This window comes from Streptomyces sp. WMMB303, from assembly GCF_029351045.1.
In the GTDB taxonomy this organism is placed as follows: domain Bacteria; phylum Actinomycetota; class Actinomycetes; order Streptomycetales; family Streptomycetaceae; genus Streptomyces.
Genome location: NZ_JARKIN010000001.1, coordinates 3,465,253 through 3,491,538 on the forward strand (window position 1 = coordinate 3,465,253; position 26,286 = coordinate 3,491,538).

Consider the following 26,286-nt stretch of genomic DNA (forward strand, 5'->3'; position numbering starts at 1 on the left):
CTAGGAGCAGGGCGTGAGTGGTGCTCAGCCGCAGCCGAAGGCGCAGCCGCAGGCAAAGCCCCCGTCCCCGGCCCAGCCGCAGACCGAGCAGCAGCCGCACCGGCCGCCGCAGGCGTATCCGTCTCCGGACCCGGGCCGGGCCGGACCGTCGGACCGGCCGGAGCACTCCGGCCGGTCCGGGGGCTCCGACACGGTGCGCAAGCCCCGCACCGGGGCGCGCACGGTGCCGCGGACGCGCAAGGCCCGGCTGCGGGTGGCCAAGGCCGACCCGTGGTCGGTGATGAAGGTGAGCTTCCTGCTGGCGGTGGCGCTGGGGGTCTGCACGATCGTGGCGATCGCGGTGCTGTGGATGGTGATGGACGCGATGGGCGTCTTCTCCAGCATCGGCGGCACCGTCAGCGAGGCCACCAGCGCCGAGGGCAGCAGCGGCTTCGACCTGGAGACGTTCCTCTCGCTGCCCCGCGTCCTGCTCTTCACCTCCCTGATCGCCGTGATCAACGTCGTGCTGGCCACCGCGCTGGCCACGCTGGCGGCGTTCGTCTACAACCTCTCGGCCGGCTTCGTCGGCGGTGTCGAGCTGACCCTGGCGGAGGACGAGTAGGCCCCGCCGTGGTCCCGCTCCGGTTGCCCCGGAACCGATTTGGGACCACGGCTGAAGTGCGCTAACCTTTCTGTGCAGCGCGCGGCTATAGCTCAGACGGTTAGAGCGCTTCCCTGATAAGGAAGAGGCCCCAGGTTCAAGTCCTGGTAGCCGCACAGCGACGGAAAGCCCGGTCCCTCGGAGGAGGGGCCGGGCCTTCCGCATTTCCGGTGCGTTCTCCGCACCTCGACCCCCGGCCCGGCACGCCCCGGTCCCACTCCCCCGTTCGCCGGCTCCCGCCGGGATCGCGTGGACGGCGCGTGAGCAGGAGCGCACGCTGCGGACGTTTGGTGCCGTTCCCGTTCTGGTACCGGTAGCCCCGTCCTGCTGTCGGCGCCCCCGGGCGCCTCCCGGCGAGCGGAGCGCTGCGATGACCGGATCCGACCCGGAACCCGACCCGGAACCCGACCCGGAGACCGAAGGCCCCGAGCCCGAGGTGGAGGCCGCGGCCGGGAGGCTGCCCACCGGGCCGCCGCACCCGCGCAGCGGGACGCTCGGCCAGACGCTCAAGCGCACTGCGGCCGAGTTCAAGGAGGACGGCCTCGCCGATGTGGCCGCCGCGCTGACCTACTACGCGGTGCTGTCGGTCTTCCCCGCGCTCATCGCGCTGGTCTCGCTGGTCAGTCTGGTGCTGAGCCGCGAGAAGATCGTCGAAACCCTGAACGACCTGGTCGACACGGTCGGCCCGGCGTCCGCCGCCGAGACGTTCGAGGAGCCGATCGCATCCATGGCGTCCGGCTCGGGCGCCCCGTCGGTACTGCTGGTCGTCGGCGTCCTGGGTGCGCTGTGGACCGCGTCGGGGTACGTCGGCGCCTTCGTCCGGGCCTCGAACGTCATCTACGAGGTGGAGGAGGGCCGTCCCTTCCGCACGCTGCGCCCGGTGCAGCTCCTGGTGACCGCTGCCGCCGTGCTGCTCCTGGCGGTGGTGCTGGTCGGGTTGGTGGTCAGCGGCCCGGTGGCGGAGTCGGCCGGGGAGGCGCTGGGCGTCGGGCACACGGCGGTGACCGCCTGGGAGTGGGCCAAGTGGCCGGTGCTGGTGCCGGCCGTCGTGGCGATCATCGCCGGGCTGTACTACGCCGCGCCGAACGTGCGGCTGCCCGGCCTGTCCTCGGTGCTGCCGGGGGCCGTGCTGGCGCTGGGGGTCTGGATGGTCGCCTCCGCCGGTTTCGCCTTCTACGTGGCGAACTTCGGGTCGTACAACGAGACGTACGGGACGCTCGGCGGGGTCGTGGTCTTCCTGGTGTGGCTGTGTCTGACCAATCTCGCTGTCGTGCTGGGCGCCGAGTTCAACGCCGAGCGGGAGCGCGGCCGGCAACTGGCGGCCGGGGTGCCGGGTGCCGAGCGGCGGATCCGGTTGGCGGAGCGCTCCGCCGCCTCGCGGAGGAAGCGCGCGCGGACTGCCTGAGGGCGCGTCCGGGCGGGGCGGGCCGACCCGGCTGTCGGAAGAGGTGGTTGGGTATCATCGGCCGCCTAAGAGGTCCCAATGTCTAAGAAGGACGAGGTAGCGCGGTGAAGAAGCTTTTCCTGGTCGCACTGGCCGCCATCGGCGGTCTCCTCGTGTACCGCCAGATCCAGGCGGATCGCGCCGAGCAGGATCTGTGGACGGAGGCGACCGACTCCGTGCCCGCAGGTTCCGGCGTGTAGCCCAAGCGAACAGCAACGAGAGGCCCTGGCCGCCGATTGCGGCCGGGGCCTCCGTCATGTGCGGACGCTCCGCGGGGTCGGCTGCCGGCCGGTTGCCTCGGCGATGAGTGCCTGTGGCATGTGTCTTGGGGGCGAGCCGGGCCGAGGTGCGCGGGGCAGGACGGAGCCTCCGCTGTTGCTGTACCGTGACAGCCTTTCTCTTGTCGCTTGCTTGTGCAAAGCAATAACGTGCTTGAGCAAAGCTACCGGGTCCGTACGGGCCGAGGGGGGAGACGAACATGCGTACTGCGCGGGGGCGCCGGGCCGGAGGACTGCCGCGAGGCGTGTCGGGAGGGGTGCTGCTCGCCCTGCTCGCCGGGCCGGCGGTGGCACCCGCCGCCGCCGTCCCGGCCGCTCCGGACGCCCGGGACGCCACGGAGAGCGGCACCCACGCGCTGGAGATCGTGCTGGACTCCTCGGGCTCCATGGCCCGGGCGACCGGTTCCGGCGGGACCCGGATGGAGTCGGCCCGGGACGCGGTGGGCACCCTCGTCGACAGCCTCCCCGACGGCTACCCCACCGGACTGCGGGTCTACGGCGCCGACCGGGCCGCGAGCTGCACCGACACCCGGCTCGTCGAACCGGTCGGGGCGCTGGACCGGGCGGGAATCAAGAAGGCCGTCTCCGCGGTGCGGCCCAAGGGGGAGACCCCGATCGGCCCGGCGCTCCGGAAGGCCGCCGACGACCTGCCCGACCCGCCGCGGAACACGCTGGGTCGCCGCACGATCGTGCTGGTCTCCGACGGCGAGGACACCTGCGGGGACCCGGAGCCGTGCGAGGTCGCCGAGGAGCTCTCCCGGGACGGCCTGGACCTGCGGATCGACACCATCGGCTTCCAGGTGCGCGGCGAGGCGCGCAAACAGCTGGAGTGCATCGCCGAGGCCGGGCACGGGGAGTACTACGACGCGCCGGAAGCCGAGGACCTGGCCCGCGAACTGGAGCGCGCCGGGCGCCAGTCGGCAGCCGGCTACCGGTTCGAGGGCAGGCGGGTCGCCGGAGCGCGCTCCTCGGCCGACGCCCCCGCGCTGCGTGCCCCCGGCCAGTACCTGGACACCATCGGGCCCGGGGAGACCCGCTGGTACAGCACCGAACTCGGCGCCGGCTCCACCGCGCGGGCCGTGGACCTCGCCGCCACCGGAGTGCCCCGGCCCGGCGCCCGGGTCGGCAGCACGGACGGTCTGGAGCTGACGATGCGCAGCCCCGACGGCAGCCGGTGCGGCAACGACCGGTCCTGGTTCGCACAGGACGAGGGCGGTGTCCCGCTCACCGCGGCCGTCAGTCGGATCCCCGACGGGGACGGCGCCCGCTCCTGCGACCGGCCCGGACGCTTCACCTTCGAGCTGACCCGCGCCACCGCCGACGGCTCGGACCGGGCGCGCTGGCCCGTGGAGCTGCGGCTCGGCACCGAGCGGGCGCTGCCCGGCGGGGTGGCCCCGGCCCGCGCCGAGACCGGCTACGGGCCGGGAGGCGAGGACGCGGCCCTGCCGACCGGCGCGCCCCGGGACATCGAGGGCGGCACCGGATTCAACGACGCGAAGAAGCTGCGCGCCGGCGTGTGGCGGGACACCCTGGTTCCGGCGCAGACCCGCTGGTACCGGGTTCCGGTGGGCTGGAACCAGCAACTGCGCTACGACGTCGAGTTCGCCAACGAGCCCGCGCGTCCGCGGAGCGGCGGCGTCCCCTCCTCGTCCGTGTGGACGGAGCTGTACGCGCCCGGTCGGCTCCCGGTCCCCGGCGGTGCGGAGTTCACCACCCGCCGCCCCTACCGGGGCGAGCCGGTGAAGGTGTCGCACGGTACCGTGCCGGTCTCGTGGCGGAACCGCACGGAGCCCGCCGGTTCGGTGCGCCCGGTGCGGCGTGACGGCGACTACTACGTCGCGGTCACACTGGGCGCCGGGGCCGACCGCATCGCCGCGCACGCCGCGGTCCGGGTGGTGCTGCGCGTCGACGTCAAGGGCCGCCGGAAGCGGGGCCCCGAGCACGACGCCCCGTATGCCGGTGCCGGTGGAGCGGCGGACGGGCGCAGCGGCGGCAGGTCCGCCGGGAGTGGGACGTCGGGCAGCGTGCAGCGCGCGGCGGGAGGAGTGCATCCGGCGGTGGCGGCCGCGGGCGGCGCCGCGGCCGTGCTGCTGGCGGCGGGCGGAGCGGGGTACGCGCTGCGGCGCCGTGCCAGGGTTCGGAGCGCTACGGCGACGAGGGGTGGAACGTGGTGACGGGGCACGACGGGAGTGACGGGCGCGGCCGGGTCGGGTACGCCGCGGGAGCCGGTGACGGCCGCCGGCGCGGAAGAGGACCCACCGACCGGCGCCGAAGCGGGCTCGGGTTCGGGCCCGGGAGCGAACGCGGACACGGGCGCCGGCGTGCGGCCCGCGCCGCCGCCGTGTCGACCGCGGTACTGTGCCTGGCCGCCGGGGTCCTGGGCGGCCAGGCAGCCCCGCGCGCGTGGGCGGCGGCCACCCCGCGCGGCTATCAACCGGCCGCCGAAGCACGGCAGATCACCGGCGCCGCGAGCAGCGCGGACGCGCCCGAGGTGGCGACCGGCCTGTTCACCGACCGGATCCGGCTGGGCCAGGAGAAGTACTACGCGCTCGACCTGGACGCGAAGGCGGACGTCCATGTGACCGCGACCGCCGTACCGGAGCCGGGGTCCAGAGTCACCTTCCAGGACGGCCTCAAGGTGACGCTGCAGAACACCGAAGGGGACTCCTGCTCCGAGGGCTCGGCCGACGGGAACGGCGACACCGCCTTTCCGCTGGCCGCCACCGCTTCCCGGCTGATGGGCGACCCCGCGGACGAGAACTGCCGCAGCGCGGGCCCCTATCTGGTCCATGTCGTCCGCGAGGAGGGCGACAACTCCGACCCGAGCTCCTGGCCGCTGGAGCTGTCGGTCATGGTGGAGCCCGGTCTCAAGGGCGGTATCCCCGCGCCCCGGCCGGGCGCCGAGGAGGAGACCGACGCCCACAACACCCGCCCCGCACCGCCCTCGGGTCCGGCGGAGACCCGCACCGGCGGTACCGGCTTCAACGACGCCCGCGCGCTCGGGGACGGGGTGTGGAAGGACCGTGTCCGCGCCGGGGAGACCCGCTGGTACCGGGTGCCCGTGGACTGGGGGCAGCGGCTGTACGTACGTACGGAGCTGCCCAACTCCGCGCGGCAGTCCGGGACCGGGAGCCGGTATGTGCCGCACGGCTTCCGGATGAACGTCTACAACCCGGCCCGTACCCCGCTCTACGACGAGGACTTCCAGGGCTACGACGGCGACGGAGCCGATTTCGACCGTTACAGCAACCCGGTCCGCTACGAGAACCGCTTCCTCGACGCCGCCTCCGGGACCCGCTTCGCGGGCTGGTACTACGTGGCCGTCACCGTCGGCCCGGACATGGCCACGCCCTTCCCGGACGGCACCCCGGTCACCCTGCGGATCGACGTCAGAGGCCGGGCGCAGCAGGGCCCGGAGTACGACGGGGACGCCGCCGCGGCCGGGTTCGGGGTCTCCGGGCGGGACCGGGAGATGGCCGAGAAGGGGCTGACCGAGGCCCAGGCCGAGCGCAGCGCGACGCTGCGCACGGTGGGCTGGGCCGGTGTCGGTGCGGGCGGGGCGCTCCTTCTCGTCCTCGCCCTCTGGCTGCTGCTGGCCCGCCGCCGGGCCCGCACGGCCGGGCACCCGGCGCCGGACCCTTACGCTCCGGTCCCGCCGGACGGCCTGCTCCCGCACCACCCTCTCCACGGTCCCCCGTACGGAGGCCCTCCGCAGAGCTAGTGCCCGCCCCGCGGACCCGGTGGGCCGCGGGGCGGGGGCGGCGGTACCGACAGGCCGCGGGCTACGCCGCCGTGGAGAGCGCCCAGACGCCGGTGGCCAGGCAGAGGAGCGCGACGAGCAGCATCGGCACCGCCACCTTGAGCGGCGGGCCGGGCCTCCGTGCGGGGGCCGGCACGTGCGCGGGCGGCGGCGTCGCGGTCGGCGCCGCTCCGACGGGCGGTCCCGCCGGGTATCCGTATCCGTGCGCCGGGTAGACCCGGGTGCCCTGGTCCGCCGCGGTGGGGTACCGACCCGGCCCCGGTGGCGGCGCCGGTGGCGTACTCGGCTGCTGCGGTACCGGCTGCGCGGCGGTGGCCGCTGCGGCGGGTACCGCCGCGGGCGGCTGCAGCGGGAAGCTCCCGGTGTCGGACGGCCGCGGAGCGGGCGCGGCCCCCGGCGCCGGGGCGACGGCTGCGGCCTCATCGGCGGCCGCCCCGGCGGCAGTCTCCTCGGTGGCCGCCCCGACGGTGCCGCTCCCGGCCGGCGTCCCGCTGCCGTTCCCGGCGGCACTACCGGCGGCGGTGTCCGGGCTCGGGGAGGCCGCGCGCAGCGGCCCCTCGGCGCCGAACCCGTCCGGCAGCGGGCCGATGTGGTCGAAGACCTCGACGGCCTCCTGCTCCACCGTCGCGTCCCGGTCCAGCAGCTCGGCGGCTGCGGCCAGGGCCTTGCGGGCACCTGTCGCGGTGCGGAAGCGCACGGCCGGATCGGGCTGCAGCAACTGGCCCAATACCTGCCACAGCGGCTCGGCCACCCCTTCGGGCGCCGCGGGCATCCCGTCTTCGTACTCCTCGAACAGCGCCTGGGCGTCGGGCTTCCGGCCGGTGAGCAGGTAGAGCCCCACCAGTCCCACCGCGTACAGGTCCGAGGCGAAGTCCGCCTCCGCCTCCAGCAACTGCTCGGGTGCGAAGTAGCCCGGCGTACCGACGACGTAGTTGGTCTCGGTCAGGCGGGGCTCGCCCTTGCGCATGGAGATGCCGAAGTCGGACAGCCGCAGGTGCGGACGTCCCGTGCCGGTGCAGTCCAGCAGGATGTTCGCCGGTTTGATGTCCCGGTGCACCACGTCCTCGGCGTGCACGGCGGCCAGGCCGGAGAGGAGCTGATCGAGCAGGGTGCACACGAACGTGGGAGGCAGTGCGCCGAAGTCGCCGACGAGATGGGCCAGCGATCCGCCTCTGACCAGATCCATCGTGAACAGGACCTGCTCGTCGTCGGCCGCCCAGCTCGCCGGGGCCAGCACGTGCGGGTGGTCGATGCGCAGGGACTGTTCGCGGACGAAGCGCAGCAGGGTGTGGGCGTCGGACTGCTGCAGCACCTTGGCGGCCACATACCGCCTGCGCCGATGGTCCCAGGCGCGCCAGACCATCCCGGCGCCGCCGCGTCCGATCGGATCGACCAGCTCGTACCTGCCGGCGAAGATCTCACCCATGGTGCTCGCGCCCGCCCCTTGCTTCCGCGCTCTCCCGCCGTACCGCGGTGCCGCGGTGCCGCGGTACGGCTCGTGGTGATCAGCTCTGGTGCGCCTCGTAGTGCTTGACCGCGTCGGAGGTGCGGCCCGCGCCGTAGACCCGGAGGAACTCTGCCAGTTCCGGGTGGGAGGGGGCGAGCGCGTTGGACGCCTCGATGATGTCGGCGGCGTCCGACACCGAGCGCAGCAGGGCCTGGATCTCCCGTACGACTCGCTTGACCGGGGTCTGCGAGGCGCCGGAGGAGGAGGTCTGCGTGGTGTTGTTGAGCACACTGCCGCCCGCGGTCCGGCGGATCTCGTCCATCCGATTGGTCGCGTCGGCGGCGCTGATGTCGCCGCGCGCCACCTCGGCGGCCAGCTCCTGGAGGGCCTGGACGCGCTGCACGACGGCCGGGTTGCCGATCTTTGCCCGCTGCCCGCTCATGAGCTGCGAAAGCATAGGTGCGGACAGTCCGAGCACCGTCGCGAGGCGGGCCTGGTTGAGTCCCAGGTCCTCGATCAGCCGGCGGAAGAGGGTTCCCAACGGCTCGCCGTACCACTGACTCTGGAGCTCGCGCGCCTTCGCCGTCGGGTCCTGTGCTGCTGCGTCCATGGCGTCTCCCCTGGCCTGCCCTGTGGTGCTTCGCTCGCGCGAACTTGCCGTGCATCCTACGGACGGCGGCGGGGGCGGGGCGATACCCGGTCGGAATTCGTCCCCCGGAGCCGGTACCCTGGTGCGCGACGGGGCCATAGCTCAGTTGGTAGAGCGCTGTCTTTGCATGGCAGATGTCAGGGGTTCGACTCCCCTTGGCTCCACCGTGAAGACCTCTCTGACCTGCGGAAGCGCAGATCAGAGGGGTCTTTTTCGGGTCGGCTTCCGGGCCCGGAGGGAACGGCGGTCCTCCTCGCGGAGCCGCCACCTCAGGGCGTGAAGGGCGGCCCGCCGCCGCACGCTCCCGGCTCCCTGGCCCCCCCCGACGCCCGGCCGCCCCCTGGGGGTTCGCCGGGGGCCCGGCAGGGGCGTGGCCGTCGGGTACGTCATGGCCTGCTCCCGGCGTCCGCCGTTCCCTCTGCGGCGGTACCTCCCGGCCCGGTGGGCCGGGCGCGGAGGAGCGAGTCCAGGGGAGCGGTGGGGCGGGCGCAGGCTTCCTCCAGGGCGTCGGCGTAGGAGGCCAGCAGCGCGCGGGCGGTGTCCGGGTCCCACCGGTCGGTGGCGTACTCGAGGAAGGCCCAGTAGCCGGACCCGCCGGGCTGCTCGTCCGGGGGTGCCGGGGCCGGGGTCAGCCCGAAGGTGAGGTCGCAGCGGGCGGCCGGCGCGGCCACGTCGTCGACCTGGGTCTCCAGACCGGGCAGCGACACACCGGTGTCCAGGGAGTTGTTGAAGGCGAAACCGATCGGGAGGCGTTCGGGTACGTCGGGGACGCCTGACGCGCGGATGTGGTCCAGCACCTCGAACATCGGGCGCAGCATGCCGATGGCCTCGTGGGTGCGGGCGCTGCTGTGGCGTACCAGGTCCTCGAACGTGGCCGCCTCGTCGAGCCGGATCCGTACCGAGGCCGCCATCGCCGTACAGGTGACCATCGACTCGTGTGCGGCGCACTCCCGGTGTGCGTAGGGGATGTTGAGCAGGATGTCCCGTTCGCCGGACAGCCGGGCCAGCAGTACCGCCAGCGCGGCCGACGCCACGGGGAAGGCGGTGGTGCGCAGGGAGCGGCCCAGGCGTTCGGCGGCCGACCGGGTGTGCTCCGGTATCCGCAGGCGGACTGTGCCGCCGCGGCCGCTCGGCTGTTCCGGGCGGGGCCGGTCGGCGGGCAGTTCCAGCCGGAAGGGGGCGCCGGAGAGGTAGTGGCTCCAGCGTTCCCTCCGGTCGGCCTCCTCGTGGGGGTCGCGGAGCCGGTGCTGGAGGTCGCCGTAGTCGGTGGACTGGGAGCCCGGTGCGGGCAGGCCGGCCGGCACTCCGTGGACGGCCGCGGTGTACAGGGTGGCCAGTTCGTCCAGCAGCAGCGACAGGGACCACGCGTCGACACTGCTGTGGTGCAGCACCAGCATCAGCATCCAGCGGTCGGATCCCAGGCGGAGCAGCCGGGTCACGGGCCGCACCGAGCGGCTGGGGTCGAAGGGCGTCGCGGCCAGTTGCCGGCACAGCTCCTCGGCCCGTGTCTCGCGTTCCGGCCCGGGGAGGCCGCCGAGGTCGCGGACGGGCAGCGCCACCGGGGCGTGCGCCGGTGCCTCGTGCACCTCCTGCCACCAGCGCCCGCCGTCGTCCCGGACGAACCGGCAGCGCAGGGCGTGGTGCCGGGCCAGGAGCCGGCCGACGGCCTGCTCCAGCGCGCCGACGTCCAGCCGGCCGGTCATCGTCAGCCGCGTCGGTACGTTCCACACCTCCGGCCGCGGCGCCGCCGTGTGCGCCCGGAGGATCGACATCTGCTCCATGGTGGCGGGGGCCCGGCGGCGCGGGCGGCGGGTGGCGAGCCGGCCGGCCAGGGCGGCCGGCGTCGGCTCGGCGAAGAACTCGGCCATGGTGCAGGCGGCGCCGAACCGCTCCCGGACGCGGTTGAGCAGCCGGATCGCGCTGATGGAATGGCCGCCCACGGCGAAGAAGCTGTCGTCGTCCGAGAGCTGCTCCGCGGTCTCGTCGTCGACTCCGAGCACCTGCTGCCAGCAGGCACGGAGTGCCGCGAGGGTCTCCGCGTGGTCCTCGGGGGCGTCCTGGTGGCCGCTGTCGGCCGCCGGTCGTGCTCCTGCCGCCTCGCTCGTCCGGCCGCGGTCCCACTTGCCGTTCGGGGTGAGGGGCAGTTCGGCCACGACCGTCCAGCGCTCGGGGACCATCGGGCCCGGCAGCAGCTCGCCGAGGGCGCGGCGCCAGCCGCGGACGGCGCCGGGGGCGGCGGCTTCTGCCGTCTCGGGCACCACATGGCAGTGCAGGAGCTGCCTGCCTCCGTCCGGGGCGTCGGACGGAGCGGCGGTGCCGGGGACGCCGGGAAACTCCGGGAGGACTCTGGCGTCCCGGACGCCGTCCAGGGTGCGGACCGCCGCCTCCACTTCGGCCGGTTCGACCCGGACGCCGTTGATCTGCGTCTGATCGTCCGCCCGCCCCACGTAGTGCGCGCGCCCGTCGGGGCGGCGGCGGGCCAGGTCCCCGGTGCGGTACCAGCGTCTGCCCGTCGGATCGGTGCGGAAGCGCTCCTCGGTCGCCGGAGCGTCCCGCGGATAGCCGCGTGCCACCTGGGGGCCGCCGATGTGCAGCTCACCGACCGCGCCGGCCGGAACCGGGCGCCCGGCCGGGTCGCGCAGCTCCAGCCGCATGCCAGGGGACGGGCGGCCGAGCGAGGGCAGCCCGAAGCGGGTCCGGCCCTCGCAGGTGACCTCGCCCCAGGAGCAGAAGACGGCGGCCTCGGTCGGGCCGTAGATGTTGACTAGGGAGAACGGCAGTCCGGGGCGCGGCCGGCGGCGGAGTTGCTCGCCGCCGGTCACCAGGGAGCGCAACGCGGTGTGCGCCGGCCAGTCCTGTGCCAGCAGTTCCTCGGCGATCGGGGTGGGCACGAACGTGACGGTGATGCGCCGCTCCACCAGCCAGCGGGTCAGTTCGGGCGGGTCGAGGCGGAGCCGTTCCGGTACGACGTGCAGCTGCGCGCCCGTCGCCAGCGCGGGCCACAGTTCGAGGGCGGTGGCGTCGAAGCCGGTTCCGCTGTACCAGGACAGCCGGTCTTCCGGGCCGATGGCGAGTCCGTCGCGGTAGGTGGCCAGGGTCGCGGCCAGATTCCGGTGCTCCAGGACGACTCCCTTGGGGCGGCCGGTGGAGCCGGAGGTGTACAGCAGGAACGCCGGATCGGAGCCCACCGTCGCGGAGCGTTCGGCCCGGGTGCCGACCTCTCCGGCCTCGTCGCGCTTCCCGCCCTCCTCGGCGGCCATCCGCAGCAGTGCCGGATGTCCGTGTACCGCCGGGTGGAGCGGGTCGTCTTCGCGGGTGACGACGGCGGCCGGGGCAGCGTCGTCCAGGACGGCCGTCAGCCGCGCCGCCGGCTGGGAGAGGTCGAGCGGCAGGCAGCAGGCGCCGGCGTCCAGCACACCGAGCGCCGCGGCGGCGAACTGCGGGCCGCGCGGCAGCGCGAGCGCCACCGTGGCGCCGCGGCGCACTCCGGCGTCGCGGAGCCGGCCGGTGAGTGCCGCGGCCGCGGCACTCACCCGGTTCCCGCTCCACGCCCGGTCGTCGGGGCCGTGCCCGCCGCCCGGGTCGGCGGTGCCGTCGGCGGCGTACACGAGCGGCGCGTCGGTCGCGGGCGGGCGCGGCGCGGTCAGGGCCGGCTCATGCGGCAGCGCCGGGCCGCCGTCGCACCAGCCGTCCTCCTCCGCCTCGTCCTCGGGCGCCGCGACGGGAAGTTCGGCGACGCACGCCGCCGGCCCCCGCAGGGCCCGCAGCACCGCGCGCAGCCGGCGCAGCATCCGCCGCACGGTGTCGGCCTCGTACAGGTCCGCGTCGTAGCGCACCCGTAACCGCAGCCCGGTAGGGGTCCGTACGGCCATCAGGGCCAGTTCCAGCGGGGCGGACAGCGTGCCCTCGGCGAGCGGCTCGGTCTCCAGCCCGGGCAGGTCGAGGCCGGCGAGGTGGTCGGTGTCCAGGTCGGCGGAGACGGTGGCCAGGGGGCGGGCGGCCGCGGCGGTCGCGGCGCGGGCCGTGCGGAGGGCGGGAAGGTCGTCCAGGTCGGTGAACTGGTGCCGGGCCGCGGCCAGCAGGGTGTCTCGGGTGGCCCGGACGGCGTCGGCCGGGCGCTGGTCGTCCGTCAGCCGGCCGCGCAGCGGCAGCAGCCCGGCATGGAAGCCGACCGTGTCCAGGTCCGCCGGGCGGCGCCGGCCGAAGGTGCAGCCGAGGACGAAGTCGTCCTGCCCGCACAGGCCGCGCAGCACGATCCGCCAGCCCGTCAGCAGCGTCGCGAACAGGGTGACACCCTGTTGCCCGCTCCACTCCTGGAGTCCGGCCAGCTCGTCCGCGTCGACGTGGACGCTCACCGCGTCGCCTCGGCCCACCGTCTGCTGGCGCGGCCGGTCCGTGGGCACCTGCGGGGGCCGCGGATCCTCGCCCAGGTGGGTTCGCCACCACTCCACGTCCCGCGGGGCGCGTGCCGTGCCGGTGTGCTCCAGCGGCGAGCCGGCCGGGCGGCGGAAGAGGGGGGCGCGGCCCTCGTGTGCGGCCCGGTACAGCTCCTGGAGGTCCGCACCGATCAGCCGGGCCGAGTGCCCGTCGGTGACCAGGTGGTGCATGGCCAGTACCAGGACGTGGTCCCGCGCGCCCAGCCGCAGCAGCCGGGGGGTGAACAGCGGGCCGCGCGCGGTGTCGTAGGGCCGCTCGCTCTCCTCGCGCAGCACCCGGCGGATCGCGGCCCCGGCGTCCTCGGCTGCGGCGTCCGAGACGTGGAGCGCGACGGGAACGGCGGTGTCGGCCGGCAGGACTGTCTGCCACAGGGTGCCGGTGCCGCCGGTGCCCGCACCGCCGTCCGGGTCGCTCGGGTCCGGGCCGGGCGGTTCGCCGGTGCGCGCGTCAGCGGCGGACTCGTCCGGGCAGCCGGGCCCTTCCGGGACGCCGGGCTCTTCCGAGAAGACGGTGCGCAGTGCGGGATGCCGTGCGACCAGGCCGTCCAGCGCCGTACGCAGCGCGCGCTCGTCCAGCGGGCCGCGCAGCCGCACGGCCTGGATCTCGTTGTAGGTGCCGGGCGGAGCCAGGTGAGCCGCTGTCCACAGCCGCCGCTGTTCCGGAGTGGCGGGCCCGCTGACCGGGGCCCCGGCGGGGCGGGCCGCCGGACCGGCGGCGGGTTCGTCGTGGAACCGGGCCCGCAGGCTGTCGAGGACCTCCAGTCCGGCTCGCATCCGGTCGGCGGGCATGCCGAAGTCCACCAGCGAGGCGATCTCGTCCACCCCGGCCCTGCGCAGCTCGTCGACCAGCGGTGCGGTGCTCTCCGGCGAGCCGATCAGGGCCCGTCCGTCGCAGTAGCGGTCGTAGGCTCGGCGGAAGAGCAGATCCAGGTCCTTCTCGTCGGCGTCCGCCACGTCCTGCGGCCGGTGGCCCGCTGCGGTGGCCGCGGCCCGCATGGTCAGCGACGCGCGCAGATAGCGGCACATCGGCTCCAGCGCCTCCGCCCGTGCCGTGGCGTGGTCGTCCGCGAGATAGGTGTGCAGCAGTACGGTGACCCGGCCGGTGTCCGGGTCGAGCCCGCAGGCGGCGCGTGTGGTGCGGTAGTGCCGGATGTTCTCGGCGAGTTGGCCGACGTCCTGGTGCATCAGGTTGGTGAGGAGGCCCAGGCCGTGCCGGGCGGCCTGCTCGTAGCTCTCGCGGCGTCCGGTGGTGGCCAGCGAGAGCGGCGGCAGCTTCTGCACGGGGCGTGGCTGGACGCGCACCTCGACGGGTGCGCCCTCGCCGGTGGGGCGCCGCACGGTGCCGCCCTGCCACAGGCGCCGGAGGTCCGCCAGGTGCTCGAAGGTGACATCGCGGCGGCCCGGGAACCGGTCCGGGGCCAGGACGAAGTCCTGGGCGTGCCAGCCGACGGCGCAGCCGAGTCCGACCCGTCCGCCGGAGAGGTTGTCCACCACGGACCACTCCTCGGCCACCCGCAGCGGATCGTGCAGCGGCAGGACGACCGATCCGGCGTTCAGCCGGATTCGGCTGGTCTCCCGGCTCAGCGCGGCCGCGAGTACGGACGGGTTGGGGAAGATGCCGCCGAAGGTGTGGAAGTGGCGCTCGGGCAGCCACACGCCGTGGAAGCCGTGCCGGTCGGCGAAGCGGGCGGTGTCGAGGACGAGGGCGTACGGTCCGTCCCCGGTGCCGGGCGCGCCCCCGGTCGCCTCGTCGCCCGTGCCCGTGCCCGCGGACCCGGACCCTTTCGACGGGGATGTGCGGGGCTGTTCCGGATAGTCGCCGAAGAAGGAGATGCTGAAGTCCGGCGCCGGCCGTTCCCCGGGAGGCATCGGCGCCTGCGCCGGAGACTCGGGTGCGGAGCGAGGCCGAGCCCGGGCAGGGGTACGGGTACGCGGATACCAGCCGGCGTCCCGCAGTTCGCGCAGCGCGTCGCTCACCGCCTCCTGCGCCTGGTGCAGGTCCTCCTCGGTGTGCGCGGTGGACAGGTAGCAGCTGCGCCACTCCCAGATGTAGATGCCGCGCAGCAGCAGATGCGGGTACAGCAGATCCATGTCGGCGCGCTGCCGGAAGCGGAACATCGACCCGAAGTTGACCGCCTGGAGGGGGAACTCGTCACGTTCGAGCGTGGCGTTGAGGCCCAGCGTGAACCGGTCGGTGCGCTGGTTCAGCTCCTCCTGCAGCCCGGGGCCGGCTTCCTTGAGATGGCCGAGCACGGCGTGGGCGGCCACCATCGACAGCGGGTGCTGCATGTACGTTCCGCCGAAGAAGGTGGTCTCGCGCTGCGGCCGGCTGTCGTCCCCGTACTGCCAGAAACCGCCGTCGACCCCGTCCATGATGTCGGCCCGGCCGGCTATCGCGCCGATCGGGAAGCCGGAGCCGAGAGCCTTTCCGTAGGTGGCCAGATCGGGTTCGACACCGAAGTGGTGCTGCGCGCCGCGCGGGTGCGGGCGCAGCCCGGTGAGCATCTCGTCGAACAGGAGCACGATCCCGTGTCTGCGGGTGATCTCGCGCAGCGTGCGCAGGAACGCCGTCGGACGCAACCCGGGGTTGCGGCACTGCACGGGCTCGACGAGCACGGCCGCGAGGCTGTCGCCGAGCTGGTCGATGGTCTCCAGCGCCTGCCGGCTGCCGTACTCCAGCACCGTCAGCTCCTGGACGGCGCTGTCCGGAATCCCCTTGGAGACGGGAACGGCGGCGCCCTCGGGGCCTCCCGGACGGCCGAGCACGCTGTCGACGTGGCCGTGGTACGAGCCTCGGAACATGACAACGCGGCTGCGTCCCGTCGCGGCACGTGCGAGCCGGACCGCTGCCGAATTGGCCTCGGTGCCGGTGGTGGCGAACGCCACCCGCTCCGCCCCCGTCAGCTCGGCGAGCAGCTCGGCGACCTCGCCGGTGAGGGCCTCCCGCGGGCCCAGCCGCAGCCCGTGCGCGAGGTGCCGCCGTACGGCCTCCCGAACCGGCTCCGGTTCGTGGCCGAGCAACAGGGCACCGAAACCCATGGTCAGATCGATGTACGGGTTGCCGTCGACATCCACCATCCGGGAGCCACGCGCCTCGCGGGCGGCCAGCGGATACAGCAGGTCCTTCGTGGCGCTGCGGAATCCGACGACCGCACGGCTGTCGGCCAGCACCCGGCGGTGCCGCTGGGCCAACGCCCTGGAGCCGGGCGTGCGCGCGTTCAGCCTGCGCACCAGGTCACGGGTGTGCGCGCGCTGTCGCTCGTCCGCCGCCGCGCCACTCATTCCGGAGCCGGCGTCGATGCGGACGTGCGGACCGTGCTGCGCGGCGCCCGGGGCCGGGCTGCGGGCGCCGGCGGGTTCGCCGCGGTCCTCAGCGGGCACATCGGCGCGGCGGGCGCGGTGCGCGGCGGCCAGCCGCTCGCTCAGCTCGGCCGAGAGCTTCGCCACCCGGTCCACCGCGCCGGCCGGCTCTCCGGTCTCCCCGGCTCCCCCGGACTTCCCGGCCTCCCCGGTCTCCTCCCGGCCTGCCCGGGTGCCGATGGCGCTCATCGGGTGACCGCCCCGCGCCCGTCGGTGAGCAGCGCCACCGCGTCGGCGAGCTGGGTCAGCATCCGCTGCTGCGTCTCGGCCAGCACTCCGACCTGCCGGGCGAGTTCGTCCAGCTCCGCGCGGGTGACCGGTTCCTGCCGGTCCGGGCCCGGACCCGGGCGCGGTTCCTGGCGCGGTTCCTGGCACGGTTCCTGGTGGGGTTCCTGGTGGGGCGTGCCGCCGGACTCCCGGCGGGGCTCCCGGGCGAGTTCCGGCCCGGGTCTCGCGAGCGAGCGCTCTGCGATCATCTCCGCGGCGAGGCGCGGGGTCCCCGCGTCGTCCAGCAGCTCCGTCAGGTCGAGCTCGACGCCGAACTCCCCCTCCAACTGCCGCACCAGACCGATCAGCTGGAGCGAGTCGGCGCCCAGCGCCACGAAGCCGCGGTCCGGGTCGAGTTGTTCCGGAGAGTGGTCCAGGTGGTCCGCGGTCAGCTTGGTGACGCGGTCGAGTATGGCGTGGTCCGTCAACGTATCCTCCGTGCGGTTGTGGGGACGTGCTGCTGACGTGCCGGTGCGGGGTCTCGCTTCCGTACGGGGCAGGGGCGGCGGCCCCTTCCAGTGGCGGGTGCGCTGGAAGGGGTAGCCGGGCAGCGGAACGCGGCCGCCCTGGTGGCCGTCCAGCAGCGCGTCCCAGTCGAGTTCCGCCCCCGCCAGGTAGAGCGTGCCGACGGCATGCCAGAAGCCCGCCGGCGCCTCGCCCGGCCCCGGAGCGCGATCGGCGGGCCCGGCCGCGCGGCAGGGGTCGGCAGGCTCGGCGGACGGTGCCGGGCCCAGCACGACGACAGCGTCGGCCCCCGGGACGCTCCGGGGAGCCGGCGCCGCCATGCCGGACTCCGGCAGCGGCATCGCGGGACGGTCCCGGCCCTCCATGAGCATCCGCAGCGCTTCCCGGGGCGCCCGCGCGCCCGACGTACAGGACGCCGCCCAGCGTCCGGCGCCGTGCCCGGTCACCCGGCACGGCCGGATGCCGACCCGCTCCCAGAGGGCGTGCTGCGCGGTCTGCAGGACGAACAGGGCGGGTTCGGCGAGGGCGCGGCGGCGGTCCGCGGGCGCTTCGGCGGCCAGCAGCAGGGCGGCGAGGCCCGGGTACGGGCGGGTGAGCGCGTCCACGGTCTCCCGCACCACGGGGAAGCGTTCATACAGGCCGCGGGCCACGCCGGCCGGGAGCCCGGCGTGCTCGTCGGCGCGCGCACCGGCGCGTCCTCGGTCGAACACGAACGCGGTGCGGAATCCGGGCCCTTCGGTCGGCCGCGCGCGGGCCCGCCGGTCCTCGCGGTGCCCGTGGTGCTCGTGGGCGAGCCAGTCGTCGAGCTGCGCCACCAGCGCCGCCGGGGACGGCGGTGCTCCGGGCCCGGCGGTGAGGATGAGGCGGTGTGCGAAGTGCCGGCGGCCCAGCGCGAGCGTGGTGACCAGGTCCTCCCACGGTGGCGCGTGCCCGGCGGACAGCCGGTCGCGCAGCGCCCGTGCCGCATCCGCCAGGGCGGGCCCGGTCCGCGCGGACAGCGGCAGCAGCGGGACGGCGGCGGGGTCGCCGCTTGCGGGGAGGCCGCTCGCGGGGACGCTGCGTGTGTGGGCGTCGCTCGTCGGGGTGTGGCCGCCCCGCCCGCGGGACGCGTGGGTGCGTCTTCGCGGCGGCGGCTCCTGGAGGATCAGATGCGCGTTGGTGCCTCCCATGCCGATGGAGTGCACGCCTGCCCGCCGGGGGCCGTCGTCCACGGGCCAGGGCAGGGGGGAGCGGGGCAGCAGGAACGGGCTGTCGGCCAGTGCACCGAGGGCGGGGTTGGGGCGCTGGTGGTTGACGAGCGGCGGGACCGTGCCGTGCCGCAGCGCCAGGGTGGCCCGGACCAGCCCGGCCAGTCCGGCACAGCTGTCGAGATGGCCGACAGCCGGTTTCGCGGAGCCGAGCGCGCAGTGGCCGCGGGCCCGGGAGTGGGCACGGAACGCCTCGCTGAGCGCGGCGAACTCCAGGGGGTCCCCCTTGAGCGTGCCGGTCCCGTGCGACTCCAGGTAGCCGATCGTCTCCGGGCGCACTCCGGCGCGCTCCAGCGCCAGCAGAACCGCGTCGCGCTGACCGGAGACGCTGGGGGCGGCGAAGCTGCGTTTGTCGGCGCCGTCGTTGGTGACGGCGGAGCCCAGGATCACGGTGTGCACGGTGTCGCCGTCGGCCAGCGCGCGCTCCAGCGGCTTCAGCAGCACCGCCACGGTGCCGCTGCCGCCGATGGTGCCGTCCGCGTCGGCGTCGAACGGCCGCACGGCGCCGGTCGGCGAGAGGGTGGAACCGCGCATGTGCCGGTGCCCGGTGGCCTGCGGCAGATGGAGCGCGGCCGAGCCGGCGAGCATCATTCCCGCCTCCCCCGCACGCAGTGCCTGGCAGGCGAGATGCACGGAGACGAGCGAGCCCGAGCAGGCCGTCGCCAGCCCCGCGGTGGGACCGGTCAGCCCGAGCCGGAAGGCCACCCGGGCCGCTGCGAAGTCCGGGTAGTTGCCCACCTGCAGGCTCTTGAGGGCCACCCAGTCCGCGCCCTCCCGCTCCGCGGCCAGATTGTGGTCCAGGTAGGAGTGCAGGGAGTGGAGGCGGTATCCGGTGGTGGCGTAGACGCCGATACGTTCCGCCGTGCGTGCGGGGTCGCCGTAGCCCGCGTCCTCCAGAGCGTGGTGGCAGCACTCCAGCAGCAGCCGCTGCTGCGGGTCGGTGACGGCGGCCTCCTTCGCGCTCATGCCGAAGAACGCGGCGTCGAAGTCCTCGATGCCGGTCAGCGGCGCCCCCGCGGCGACGAAGTCCGCCGCCGCCCGCACCCGTTCGGGCAGGCCGGCGGCGCTCAGCTCCGTGTCGGTGAACCGCCGCACGTGGCTGACGCCCTCGTACATGTCGCGCCACAGCTGTGCTCCGCCGTCAGCTCCGGGGAGCCGGAACGCCGCCCCGATCACCGCTATCGGCGTCCGGTCCGCCGGGGTCCTCGCCGCGGTTGGCGCCGCCTGTGCCGGCTGTGCCGTTCGTGCCGTCCATGCTGTCCGGGGTGTGGCTGCCACTTCTCGTTCCCTTCTCCGCCTGATCCCGGCGGGTCGTCGAGGAATCGGTGGAACGGGAACCGCGTGGGGAACCGGAAGCCTGGGAAGGTGAGGAGCGCCCAAGGCGCGGCCCGAGAGCGAGCAGGGTGAGGAAGACACCGGCGACGGCCACGGCGGCCCCGTGCGACCAGGCGACCACGGTCAGCGGCGCGAACGCCTCCAGCAGCGCCGACACCCCGACCATGCCCACCCCGAACCCGAAGTTCTCCGCTGCCGCCGACAGGCCGAAGACCGGGGTCCGGACGTCGGCGGGGAGCGTCTGGAGATGCGAGACGTAGGACACTTCCGTCAGGCCGTCCGCGGCTCCGGCCACCAGTGCGATCGGCACCACGGCGGCGAGCGGAAAGCCGGCGAAGGCGAGGATGAAGGAGACCGACATCACGACCGTGCCGACGCCGAAACCCCGCGCTCCGGCCTGCTTGCCGGTGCGACGCCCATACCACCGGATGAGCTGCTGCATCAGCACGTTGCCGACCCCCCAGCAGAGCCAGAAGCGGCTGACGAAGGCCGCCGGGTCGGCGGGGTCGGCGGCGGTGGAGTAGACGGGCAGGGCCACGTTGTGCGAGGAGGAGCCCAGCGCGTCGACGCTGCGCAGGCCGACCATCAGCAGCAGCACTGGCGTGCCGGTGAGCGCCGCCACCGACGCGGCGCTCCGCATCCGCCCCCGCGTCCGGCCCCGCAGCCTGTGCTGGCCCTCGGAAACGGTGTCCTGTCCGCCTCCGTCCGTCCCCTCCCCGTCGTCCGCCCCCTTCCCGCCGTCCGGGTCGGCCTTCCCGCCGTCCGCCTCCGGCAGCGCGGCCGGAGCGGAGGGCAGCAGGGCGATGGTGGCGGCGCAGCACAGAAAGGTGGCCATGTCGATGAGGAAGGCGGCGGTGTAGCCGAGCAGCGGTACCACCACACCGGCGGAGGCGAAGCCGACGACCATGGCGCCGGAGCGCGCGGTCGCCATCCAGGAGTTGGCCCAGGCCCGCCGCCGCCGGCCCACCAGTTCGGGAACGGCACCGCGCAGCGCGACGAGGAAGTGCGTGCCCCCGGCTCCCACGACGGCGGCGGACACGAACAGGGCCACGGCGCGGATCCCGTCCGGCGCCAGCACGAGGGCCAGCAGCGCAGCGGCCTGCAGCAAGTTGGCCCACAGCATCACCGAGCGGGCCCCGAACCGGGCGGCGGCCGGGCCGCACGCCGGTCCTGCCAGGAAGCCGGAGATCAGCCGCACCGCCATGAACAGCCCGGTGGACAGCGCGCTGCCCGTCGTCGTGTAGACGAACAGGTTCAGCGCGACCATGTTCAGGAAGCTGCCGTACTGCGAGACGGCGAAGCCCGCGATGACCAGTCGGAAGCGGGCATCCGACACGGCACCGGCGGCTGCCGCACCGGATGGCTGGTCGCTCGTACCGGCGCCCGGCACGTCCGTCCCGCCGTCCGCGTCGTCGTCGGTCCCGCCGTGCGTCATCGCGCCACGAGGAACGGACCGGAGGTCCGGCAGTCGGGGCTGGCACCCATGCCGACCACCGCTCCGGCGCCATGGGGCAGGGCGCGGATATGGGAGCCGGCGTAGCCGTCGGGGGTGAGGAAGACGTCCCAGACGGCCATCCAGTCCTCCGTCCGGCCGCTCTCCGGGTCCAGCACCGGTTCGGCGCGGGGGGCTATCCGTTCCTGGACGACGAACCCGGCGTCCGCGCAGTCCGCCAGGACGCGCGCCCACTCCCGGTCGGCGAGCTGCCAGCCGACGTGGATTCCGGCGCCCGCGAAGTCCGCCCGTGGTTTGACGATCAGCCGTTCCCGGTGCTCGCGGCAGTGGGGAACCAGGTCCCGGGTGAGTTCCCGGGTCCAGGGCAGTACCCGGTCGACCAGTTCTCTCTCCTGCCGGGAAAAGGTCTGCCGGCCGCGTGCCCCGGACAGTAGCGCCAGGCAGCCCTTGTTGGCGTACAGGGAGCTCTGGAAGGTGGTGAACAGCACCACTCTGCCCTCCTCGTGGGCGCGCAGCACCGGCTCGACGGCTTCCGCACCGCCGGGCGCGCGGGCGATCTGCGCGGTGGAGAAGTAGCGCAGCACCACGTCCACCGGGGTGCCGTCGAGCACCAGCCTGCCGTCCTTCTCCTTCAGCTCGCCCACCTCGCAGATCCGCAGGTCGACGCCGAGGTGGCGCATCATCTCCTGGAAGGAGCGCACCAGATGGAGATAGGTGCCCAGTGCGCCGTCCGCCTCGGTGAACGCGACGACGGGCTCGGCGCCGCCGGTCAGCGGTTCGGCGGCGGTGCGCAGCGTGGCGGCGATGCGTTCCCCGGTGTGCACGTAGCTGAGCCGGTGCTCCCGTGCGAACTCTTCGAACGCGGGGACCCCCAGCAGACAGCGCTGGATCTCCGCCCGGTCGGCACCCCCGAGTTCGCTGCCGACGTTGAACTCCAGCAGCCGGAAGGAGGTGCCGTCGTGGTAGAGGTCCGCCCGCCCGTACGGGGTGGGGTCGCCGTGGGCGAAGCGCCGCATCAGCCGTGCCTGTGGGCCCGGGATGCCGAGTGCCTCGCAGTAGGCGCCCAGGTCGCCGCCGAAGAGCCGGTCGGGCAGACTGACCAGCAGTTGGAAGAACGCGTGGACGTCGGCGGCGAAGCCGCGCATCTCCTGCTCGTCGATGAAGAACGCCCGCGGCAGCAGGCGGTGTCCGCACGAGGCGTCGAACAGCGGCGGGAAATCCGCCCGCGCCTGGTCCATGCTGTGCAGCAGCGCGGTGTCGCCGGCGCGGCAGGCGGCGTTGTAGCTGCGGGTCACGGAGTCGGTCATGGCTCTCCCTGAACGGTGGGGTTCCGGACACGCCGGTCGGCGTGTCCGGCGCACACTGCGTGCCCCGCCCCGGGGCTGCGTCCGGAACGGGAGGCGGGAACTGCGCGACGGGCAGGCACCCTCGCGGCACCCGCTGCGCGGCACCGGGCGGCCCCTCCTCCGTCCGGCAGGTGGCCCGCGCGGGGCGCAAACGGAGGCAGCGGCCGCGCCCTCACTGGTCGGGCAGCGTCCTCATCGTGCGCAGCGGCGAGAGGAAGACCGGCAGCCATGCCCCGGCGAGCCCGACGGCGCCGACCCACAGGGCCGCCCGCGGCGAGGCGTACTCACCGACCACCGCGGCGATGCCGCCGCCGACGGCCAGCGCGCCGGTGAACAGGAAGCGGATGGTGGCGTTCATCCGCCCGAGCAGCGGCCCGGGCGTCACCCGCTGCCGGAAGCTGACGAGCAGCACGTTGTCCACACCCATCCGGAAGGTGACCAGCAGCCAGGCCCCGGCCGCGGCCCCCAGCAGCCAGCCGCGGTCCACCAGCGGCACGGTCAGCGCGAACGGCACGGTGCACATGCCGAGGATCCACGGGGCGCGTCCGGGGCCCAGCCGGTCTCCGACCCGCCGTGCGGTCAGTGCGCCGGCGAAGACCCCGATCCCGCCGATGGACAGGAACAGACCGACGGCCCACAGGGGCAGGTCCAGTTCGTCCCGGAAGACGACGGGGACCATCGTGGTGATGGTGAAGACGGACAGATTGGTGCAGGAGCCGGCCAGTGCCACCGGGCGCAGCACCGTGTGCCCGGCGACGAAGCGCACTCCTTCGCCCACCTCCGCCCACAGGGTCTTGCGGCGGTCCCGTTCCGGGGGGATCTCCTGCTTGCTGATCCTGCCGAGCAGCAGCGCGGAGGAGACGAAGCCGAGCGCGTTGGCCAGCACCGCGACCGGTGCGGTGAGGGCCTGCACCAGGAATCCGCCGCCGCCCCGGCCGCCGGCCTGGAGGGCGGCGTCCCAGCTGTTGAGCTGCGCGTTGGCGGCCACCAGCCGGTCCCGTCCGACGAGGCCGGGCAGGCAGCTCTGCGCCGCGACGTCGAAGAACACGGTCGCGCACCCGTTCAGCAGCACCACGGCGTACAGCTGGGTGATGGTCAGGGCGTCGAACAGCGCGGCGAGCGGTACGGAGCCGAGCAGTACGGCACGGACGACATCGGCGGTGATCATGGTGCGCCGGTAGTGCATCCGGTCCACCCAGGCCCCCGCGGGCAGCCCGATGAGCAGGAAGGCGACGGTGCTGAGCATGCCGAGCACGCCCACCTGTCCGGCCGAGGCGTCCAGCGTCTCGATGGCCACCAGCGGCAGCGCGATGTAGCCGATATGGGTACCGACCTTGCTGACCACGGCTGCCGAGAACAGCATCCGGAAGTCGTGGTCCCGCATCAGCCCCGACTTCTGCTCCGCGCTGCCGGGCCCGGTGGGTTTGCCGTCGGCGGCGGGCGCCGGAGCACCCGGCCGGTCCGGGGGCGGACCGGCCGGCGGGACGACGGCCGGCTGCGTGGCGGCCGGTGCGCCGGGGGCCGGGGAGCGCTCGGTGCTCTCGTGTGCGTCGTTCACCTGGCCACCGCCTCGCTGCCGGAGGCCGGCCGTGCGGTCGCGGCCGTCCGGATGCGCATGGTGTGCTCGACCTCGTCGCAGCGGGCGCGGGCCGCGGCCGCGTCGGGCGCGGTGGTGATCACATAGCCCATGGCGCGGTCCCAGCCCGCCCGGATCGGCGGCACGGTACCGCCCCGGCCCATGGCCAGCATGACGCCGGTGGCCGCCTCGGACAGTTCGGTGAGGCCCGGCACGCCGGGTAACGTCACCCCGTCCGGGGCCCGCAGCACGGTCACGCCGGACGCCTCCAGCGCCTCGATGCCGTCGAAGCCGGTGATCGTCCCGGGTTGCGGCGCGAAGAACCGTACGGTGGCGGCGGCGACCGGGTCCGGCGCCTGCTCGGGAAGCGGTTCGAGGCCGAGTGGCACCGAGAGGAACATCCTGGAGAAGTCCAGACCGCAGGCGCGCCGGACGGCGGCGGGTGCCCCGCCGCCGCCCATCCGGGCGTGCGATTCGAGCATCCTGGGCCCGTCCGGGGTGAGCAGGAACTCGGTGTGGGTGGGGCCCTCCAGCAGTCCGATCTCCGTGAGCAGCGCCACGGTCTGCTCGTGCAGCTGCTCGGTCCACTCGGCTCCGTAGGTTCCGGGAACGGTGTGCTCCATCTCCACCAGGTGCTCGTCCAGTACGGAGGTCATCAGGGCGACGGGCAGATGCCGGCCGGCGGCGGAGAAGGACTCGACGCTGATGATCGGCCCCGCCAGGAACTCCTCGGCGAGGCCGCGCCGGTGGCCGGCGGCAGTGTACTGCTGCCAACCGCGCCGTGCGCCGTGCTCGTCGTCGGCGAAATGGACGTCCGCGCTGGCGGTGCCGTCCACCGGCTTGAGGACGATCCGGCCCCCGATCTCCCGCTGGAAGGCGGCGAGCGCGTCCGCGTCCTGGACCACCCGGTGCCGGACGGCGGGCATACCGGCCCGCTCCAGCGCGGCCCGGGTGCGGGCCTTGTCCTGCAGGATGCCGACGGCCTCGGGGCTGTTGCCGGGCAGTCCGAGTCTGCGGGTCACCTCGGCGGTGGGTACGGCACCGACCTCGCTGGTGGTCAGCACCCGTGCGAACGGCCGCTGCGCGTGCAGCGGGGCGAGCACGTCGAACAGCGCGTCGGCGTCGGACAGGTCCGCGTGCTCGATCCGCTCGCAGCAGGCGTGCAGCTTCTCCTCGTACATACCGGGGGCGTGGACGAGCACGACGTCCAGGTCCAGCTCGGGCGCTGCCATCACCGAGTGGGACTGTCCGCCGACGACCGCGACCCGTCGCCGTGCCGTGCCGGGCGCTGTCATTCGGTCTCCAGACGCAGGGTGCCGGTCAGTTCGCGGAAGGCGGGGTCGAGCAGCTCCGTCCGCTCGACGGTGTAGATGAGGTGGCCGTGGCCCTGGAAGGTGCGCGGCGGTACCAGCAGGTCCTCGCCCGGCTTGCGGTAGATCTCCACCTCGTCCACGCGGGGATCGGCGCGGACCTCCTCCAGGCCGGTGGCGCCGGTGAAGGTGCCCGCCCGCCGGGGGAAGATGTTCCAGAAGCCGACGGGGACCGGTTCCGGCCGCGGCTCGATGTGCGGGGCCCGGCCGCAGGCCAGGTCCAGTACCGCGGCCACCATGTCGACGCCGGTGGAGAGCTGGACCGAGCGGTATATCGGCCCGCCGCCCATCCGGGCCGCGGCCTCCAGCACCACGGGCTGCGGAGGGTCGGCCGGATCGTTCTCGGCGCCGCGCAGCCGGAACTCCACATGGGTGGCGCCGGTGCGGATGTCCAGCGCCCGGTGCACCGCCGCGGTGGCCTCCTCGACGGCCTTGACCGTCGCGGCGGGCAGCCTGGTGGGGGTGCAGGCGTAGACCTCCTCGAAGGTGGGGCCGGTCGGCAGCGGCTTGTCGTGAATCGCCAGGACCGTGCCCGCGCCCTCGTGCACCACCGACTCGACGCAGATCTCCGTGCCCGGCACGAACTCCTCCAGCAGCAGACCGCCCCCGTACTCGCGCTGCGCGGACTCGTGCAGCGGGTCGTAGGTGAACCCGTCCCAGGCCCCGGCACGGAAGGTGTCGAAGTACTCGGCCAGTTCGTCCTCGTCGGCGACGCTGCGCACGAACATGCTGCCGGTGCCCAGCACGGGCTTCATGACGAGCGGGAAGCCGGTGTGCCGAGCCACCTCGCGGGCCTCCTGGCGGGAGCGCGCCAGGCCGTGCCGCGGCTGCGGCACCCCGCCCTCGGTGAACGCCCGGCGCATCTGCCACTTGTCCCGGGCCAGGCGGGCCGTGCGTTCCGGCACCCCGGGCAGGCCGAACTCGGCGGCGACGCGGGCGACGGCGGGCACCGGCGCCTCGGCGAAGGTGACCACCGCCGTGAACGGTTCGCTCTCCTCGGCGGCCAGCCGGCGGGCCGCGGTGAGGGTCTCCTCGATGCTGCTGGTGTCGGCGATCTCCACCCGGTCGACGTAGTCCGCCTCCCAGTCCGGATCCTTCATCACCAGCAGCAGCCGCTCGCCGTGCTGCCGGGCGTACTCGCGGGCACGGGCGAGATGGCGTCTGCGGCTGAGGTTCTTCTTGTGCAGCACAAGGATGCTCATGGCGGTGGACA

14 protein-coding genes and 2 tRNA genes are annotated in these 26,286 nt (G+C 74.4%); 7 read left to right on the top strand and 9 right to left on the bottom strand.

What is annotated here, in order from left to right; genetic code table 11:
* Window positions 1-13: 13 nt before the first annotated feature.
* From P2424_RS15425 to P2424_RS15450, 6 genes are all read left to right on the top strand, one after another.
* The gene (locus tag P2424_RS15425) at window positions 14-601 is read left to right on the top strand and encodes a DUF3566 domain-containing protein (protein WP_276476304.1); all 588 of its coding nucleotides are present in this window, start codon (window positions 14-16) and stop codon (window positions 599-601) included.
* A gap of 81 nt (window positions 602-682) precedes the next feature.
* Window positions 683-756 (top strand) — tRNA-Ile (locus tag P2424_RS15430).
* 254 nt (window positions 757-1,010) lie between these two features.
* Complete coding sequence (locus tag P2424_RS15435) at window positions 1,011-2,045, top strand: YihY/virulence factor BrkB family protein (protein WP_276476305.1); 1,035 nt, start codon at window positions 1,011-1,013, stop codon at window positions 2,043-2,045.
* Between the two features lie 104 nt (window positions 2,046-2,149).
* Window positions 2,150-2,284 (top strand): DLW-39 family protein, encoded by a 135-nt coding sequence (locus tag P2424_RS15440; protein ID WP_019356762.1) that lies wholly within the window; start codon window positions 2,150-2,152, stop codon window positions 2,282-2,284.
* Window positions 2,285-2,562: 278 nt separating this feature from the next.
* Window positions 2,563-4,536: a VWA domain-containing protein gene (locus P2424_RS15445; RefSeq protein WP_276476306.1), complete on the top strand. Its 1,974-nt coding sequence runs from the start codon at window positions 2,563-2,565 to the stop codon at window positions 4,534-4,536.
* A gap of 167 nt (window positions 4,537-4,703) precedes the next feature.
* A complete protein-coding gene (locus tag P2424_RS15450) occupies window positions 4,704-6,083 on the top strand; it encodes a hypothetical protein (protein WP_276476307.1) in 1,380 nt (459 codons plus the stop codon).
* A 61-nt stretch (window positions 6,084-6,144) separates the two neighbouring features.
* On the opposite strand, the gene P2424_RS15455 is transcribed toward P2424_RS15450, so the two are convergent.
* The gene (locus P2424_RS15455) at window positions 6,145-7,548 is read right to left on the bottom strand and encodes a serine/threonine-protein kinase (RefSeq protein WP_276476308.1); all 1,404 of its coding nucleotides are present in this window, start codon (window positions 7,546-7,548) and stop codon (window positions 6,145-6,147) included.
* 79 nt (window positions 7,549-7,627) lie between these two features.
* On the bottom strand, window positions 7,628-8,179 hold the full coding sequence (locus tag P2424_RS15460) for a helix-turn-helix transcriptional regulator (protein WP_276476309.1): 552 nt from the start codon (window positions 8,177-8,179) through the stop codon (window positions 7,628-7,630).
* Window positions 8,180-8,309: 130 nt separating this feature from the next.
* Here P2424_RS15460 and P2424_RS15465 point away from each other — a divergent pair.
* Window positions 8,310-8,382: transfer RNA gene (locus P2424_RS15465), tRNA-Ala, on the top strand.
* 222 nt (window positions 8,383-8,604) lie between these two features.
* Here P2424_RS15465 and P2424_RS15470 read toward each other — a convergent pair.
* From P2424_RS15470 to P2424_RS15500, 7 genes are all read right to left on the bottom strand, one after another.
* On the bottom strand, window positions 8,605-16,203 hold the full coding sequence (locus P2424_RS15470) for a MupA/Atu3671 family FMN-dependent luciferase-like monooxygenase (protein ID WP_276476310.1): 7,599 nt from the start codon (window positions 16,201-16,203) through the stop codon (window positions 8,605-8,607).
* Window positions 16,200-19,169, bottom strand: a complete 2,970-nt coding sequence (locus tag P2424_RS15475) for a beta-ketoacyl synthase N-terminal-like domain-containing protein (RefSeq protein WP_276476311.1) — start codon at window positions 19,167-19,169, stop codon at window positions 16,200-16,202. The genes P2424_RS15470 and P2424_RS15475 overlap by 4 nt, the downstream gene beginning before the upstream one ends.
* Window positions 19,135-20,763 carry an MFS transporter gene (locus P2424_RS15480; protein WP_276476312.1) on the bottom strand — a complete coding sequence of 543 codons (1,629 nt, stop codon included), beginning with the start codon at window positions 20,761-20,763 and terminating at the stop codon, window positions 19,135-19,137. Before P2424_RS15480 ends, P2424_RS15475 begins: the two co-directional genes overlap by 35 nt.
* Complete coding sequence (locus tag P2424_RS15485) at window positions 20,760-22,088, bottom strand: hypothetical protein (protein ID WP_276476313.1); 1,329 nt, start codon at window positions 22,086-22,088, stop codon at window positions 20,760-20,762. The genes P2424_RS15480 and P2424_RS15485 overlap by 4 nt, the downstream gene beginning before the upstream one ends.
* Before the next feature lie 211 nt (window positions 22,089-22,299).
* Complete coding sequence (locus P2424_RS15490) at window positions 22,300-23,685, bottom strand: MFS transporter (protein WP_276476314.1); 1,386 nt, start codon at window positions 23,683-23,685, stop codon at window positions 22,300-22,302.
* On the bottom strand, window positions 23,682-24,998 hold the full coding sequence (locus P2424_RS15495; RefSeq protein ID WP_276476315.1) for a hypothetical protein: 1,317 nt from the start codon (window positions 24,996-24,998) through the stop codon (window positions 23,682-23,684). Before P2424_RS15495 ends, P2424_RS15490 begins: the two co-directional genes overlap by 4 nt.
* On the bottom strand, window positions 24,995-26,275 hold the full coding sequence (locus P2424_RS15500) for an ATP-grasp domain-containing protein (RefSeq protein WP_276476316.1): 1,281 nt from the start codon (window positions 26,273-26,275) through the stop codon (window positions 24,995-24,997). Before P2424_RS15500 ends, P2424_RS15495 begins: the two co-directional genes overlap by 4 nt.
* Between the last annotated feature and the right edge of the window lie 11 nt (window positions 26,276-26,286).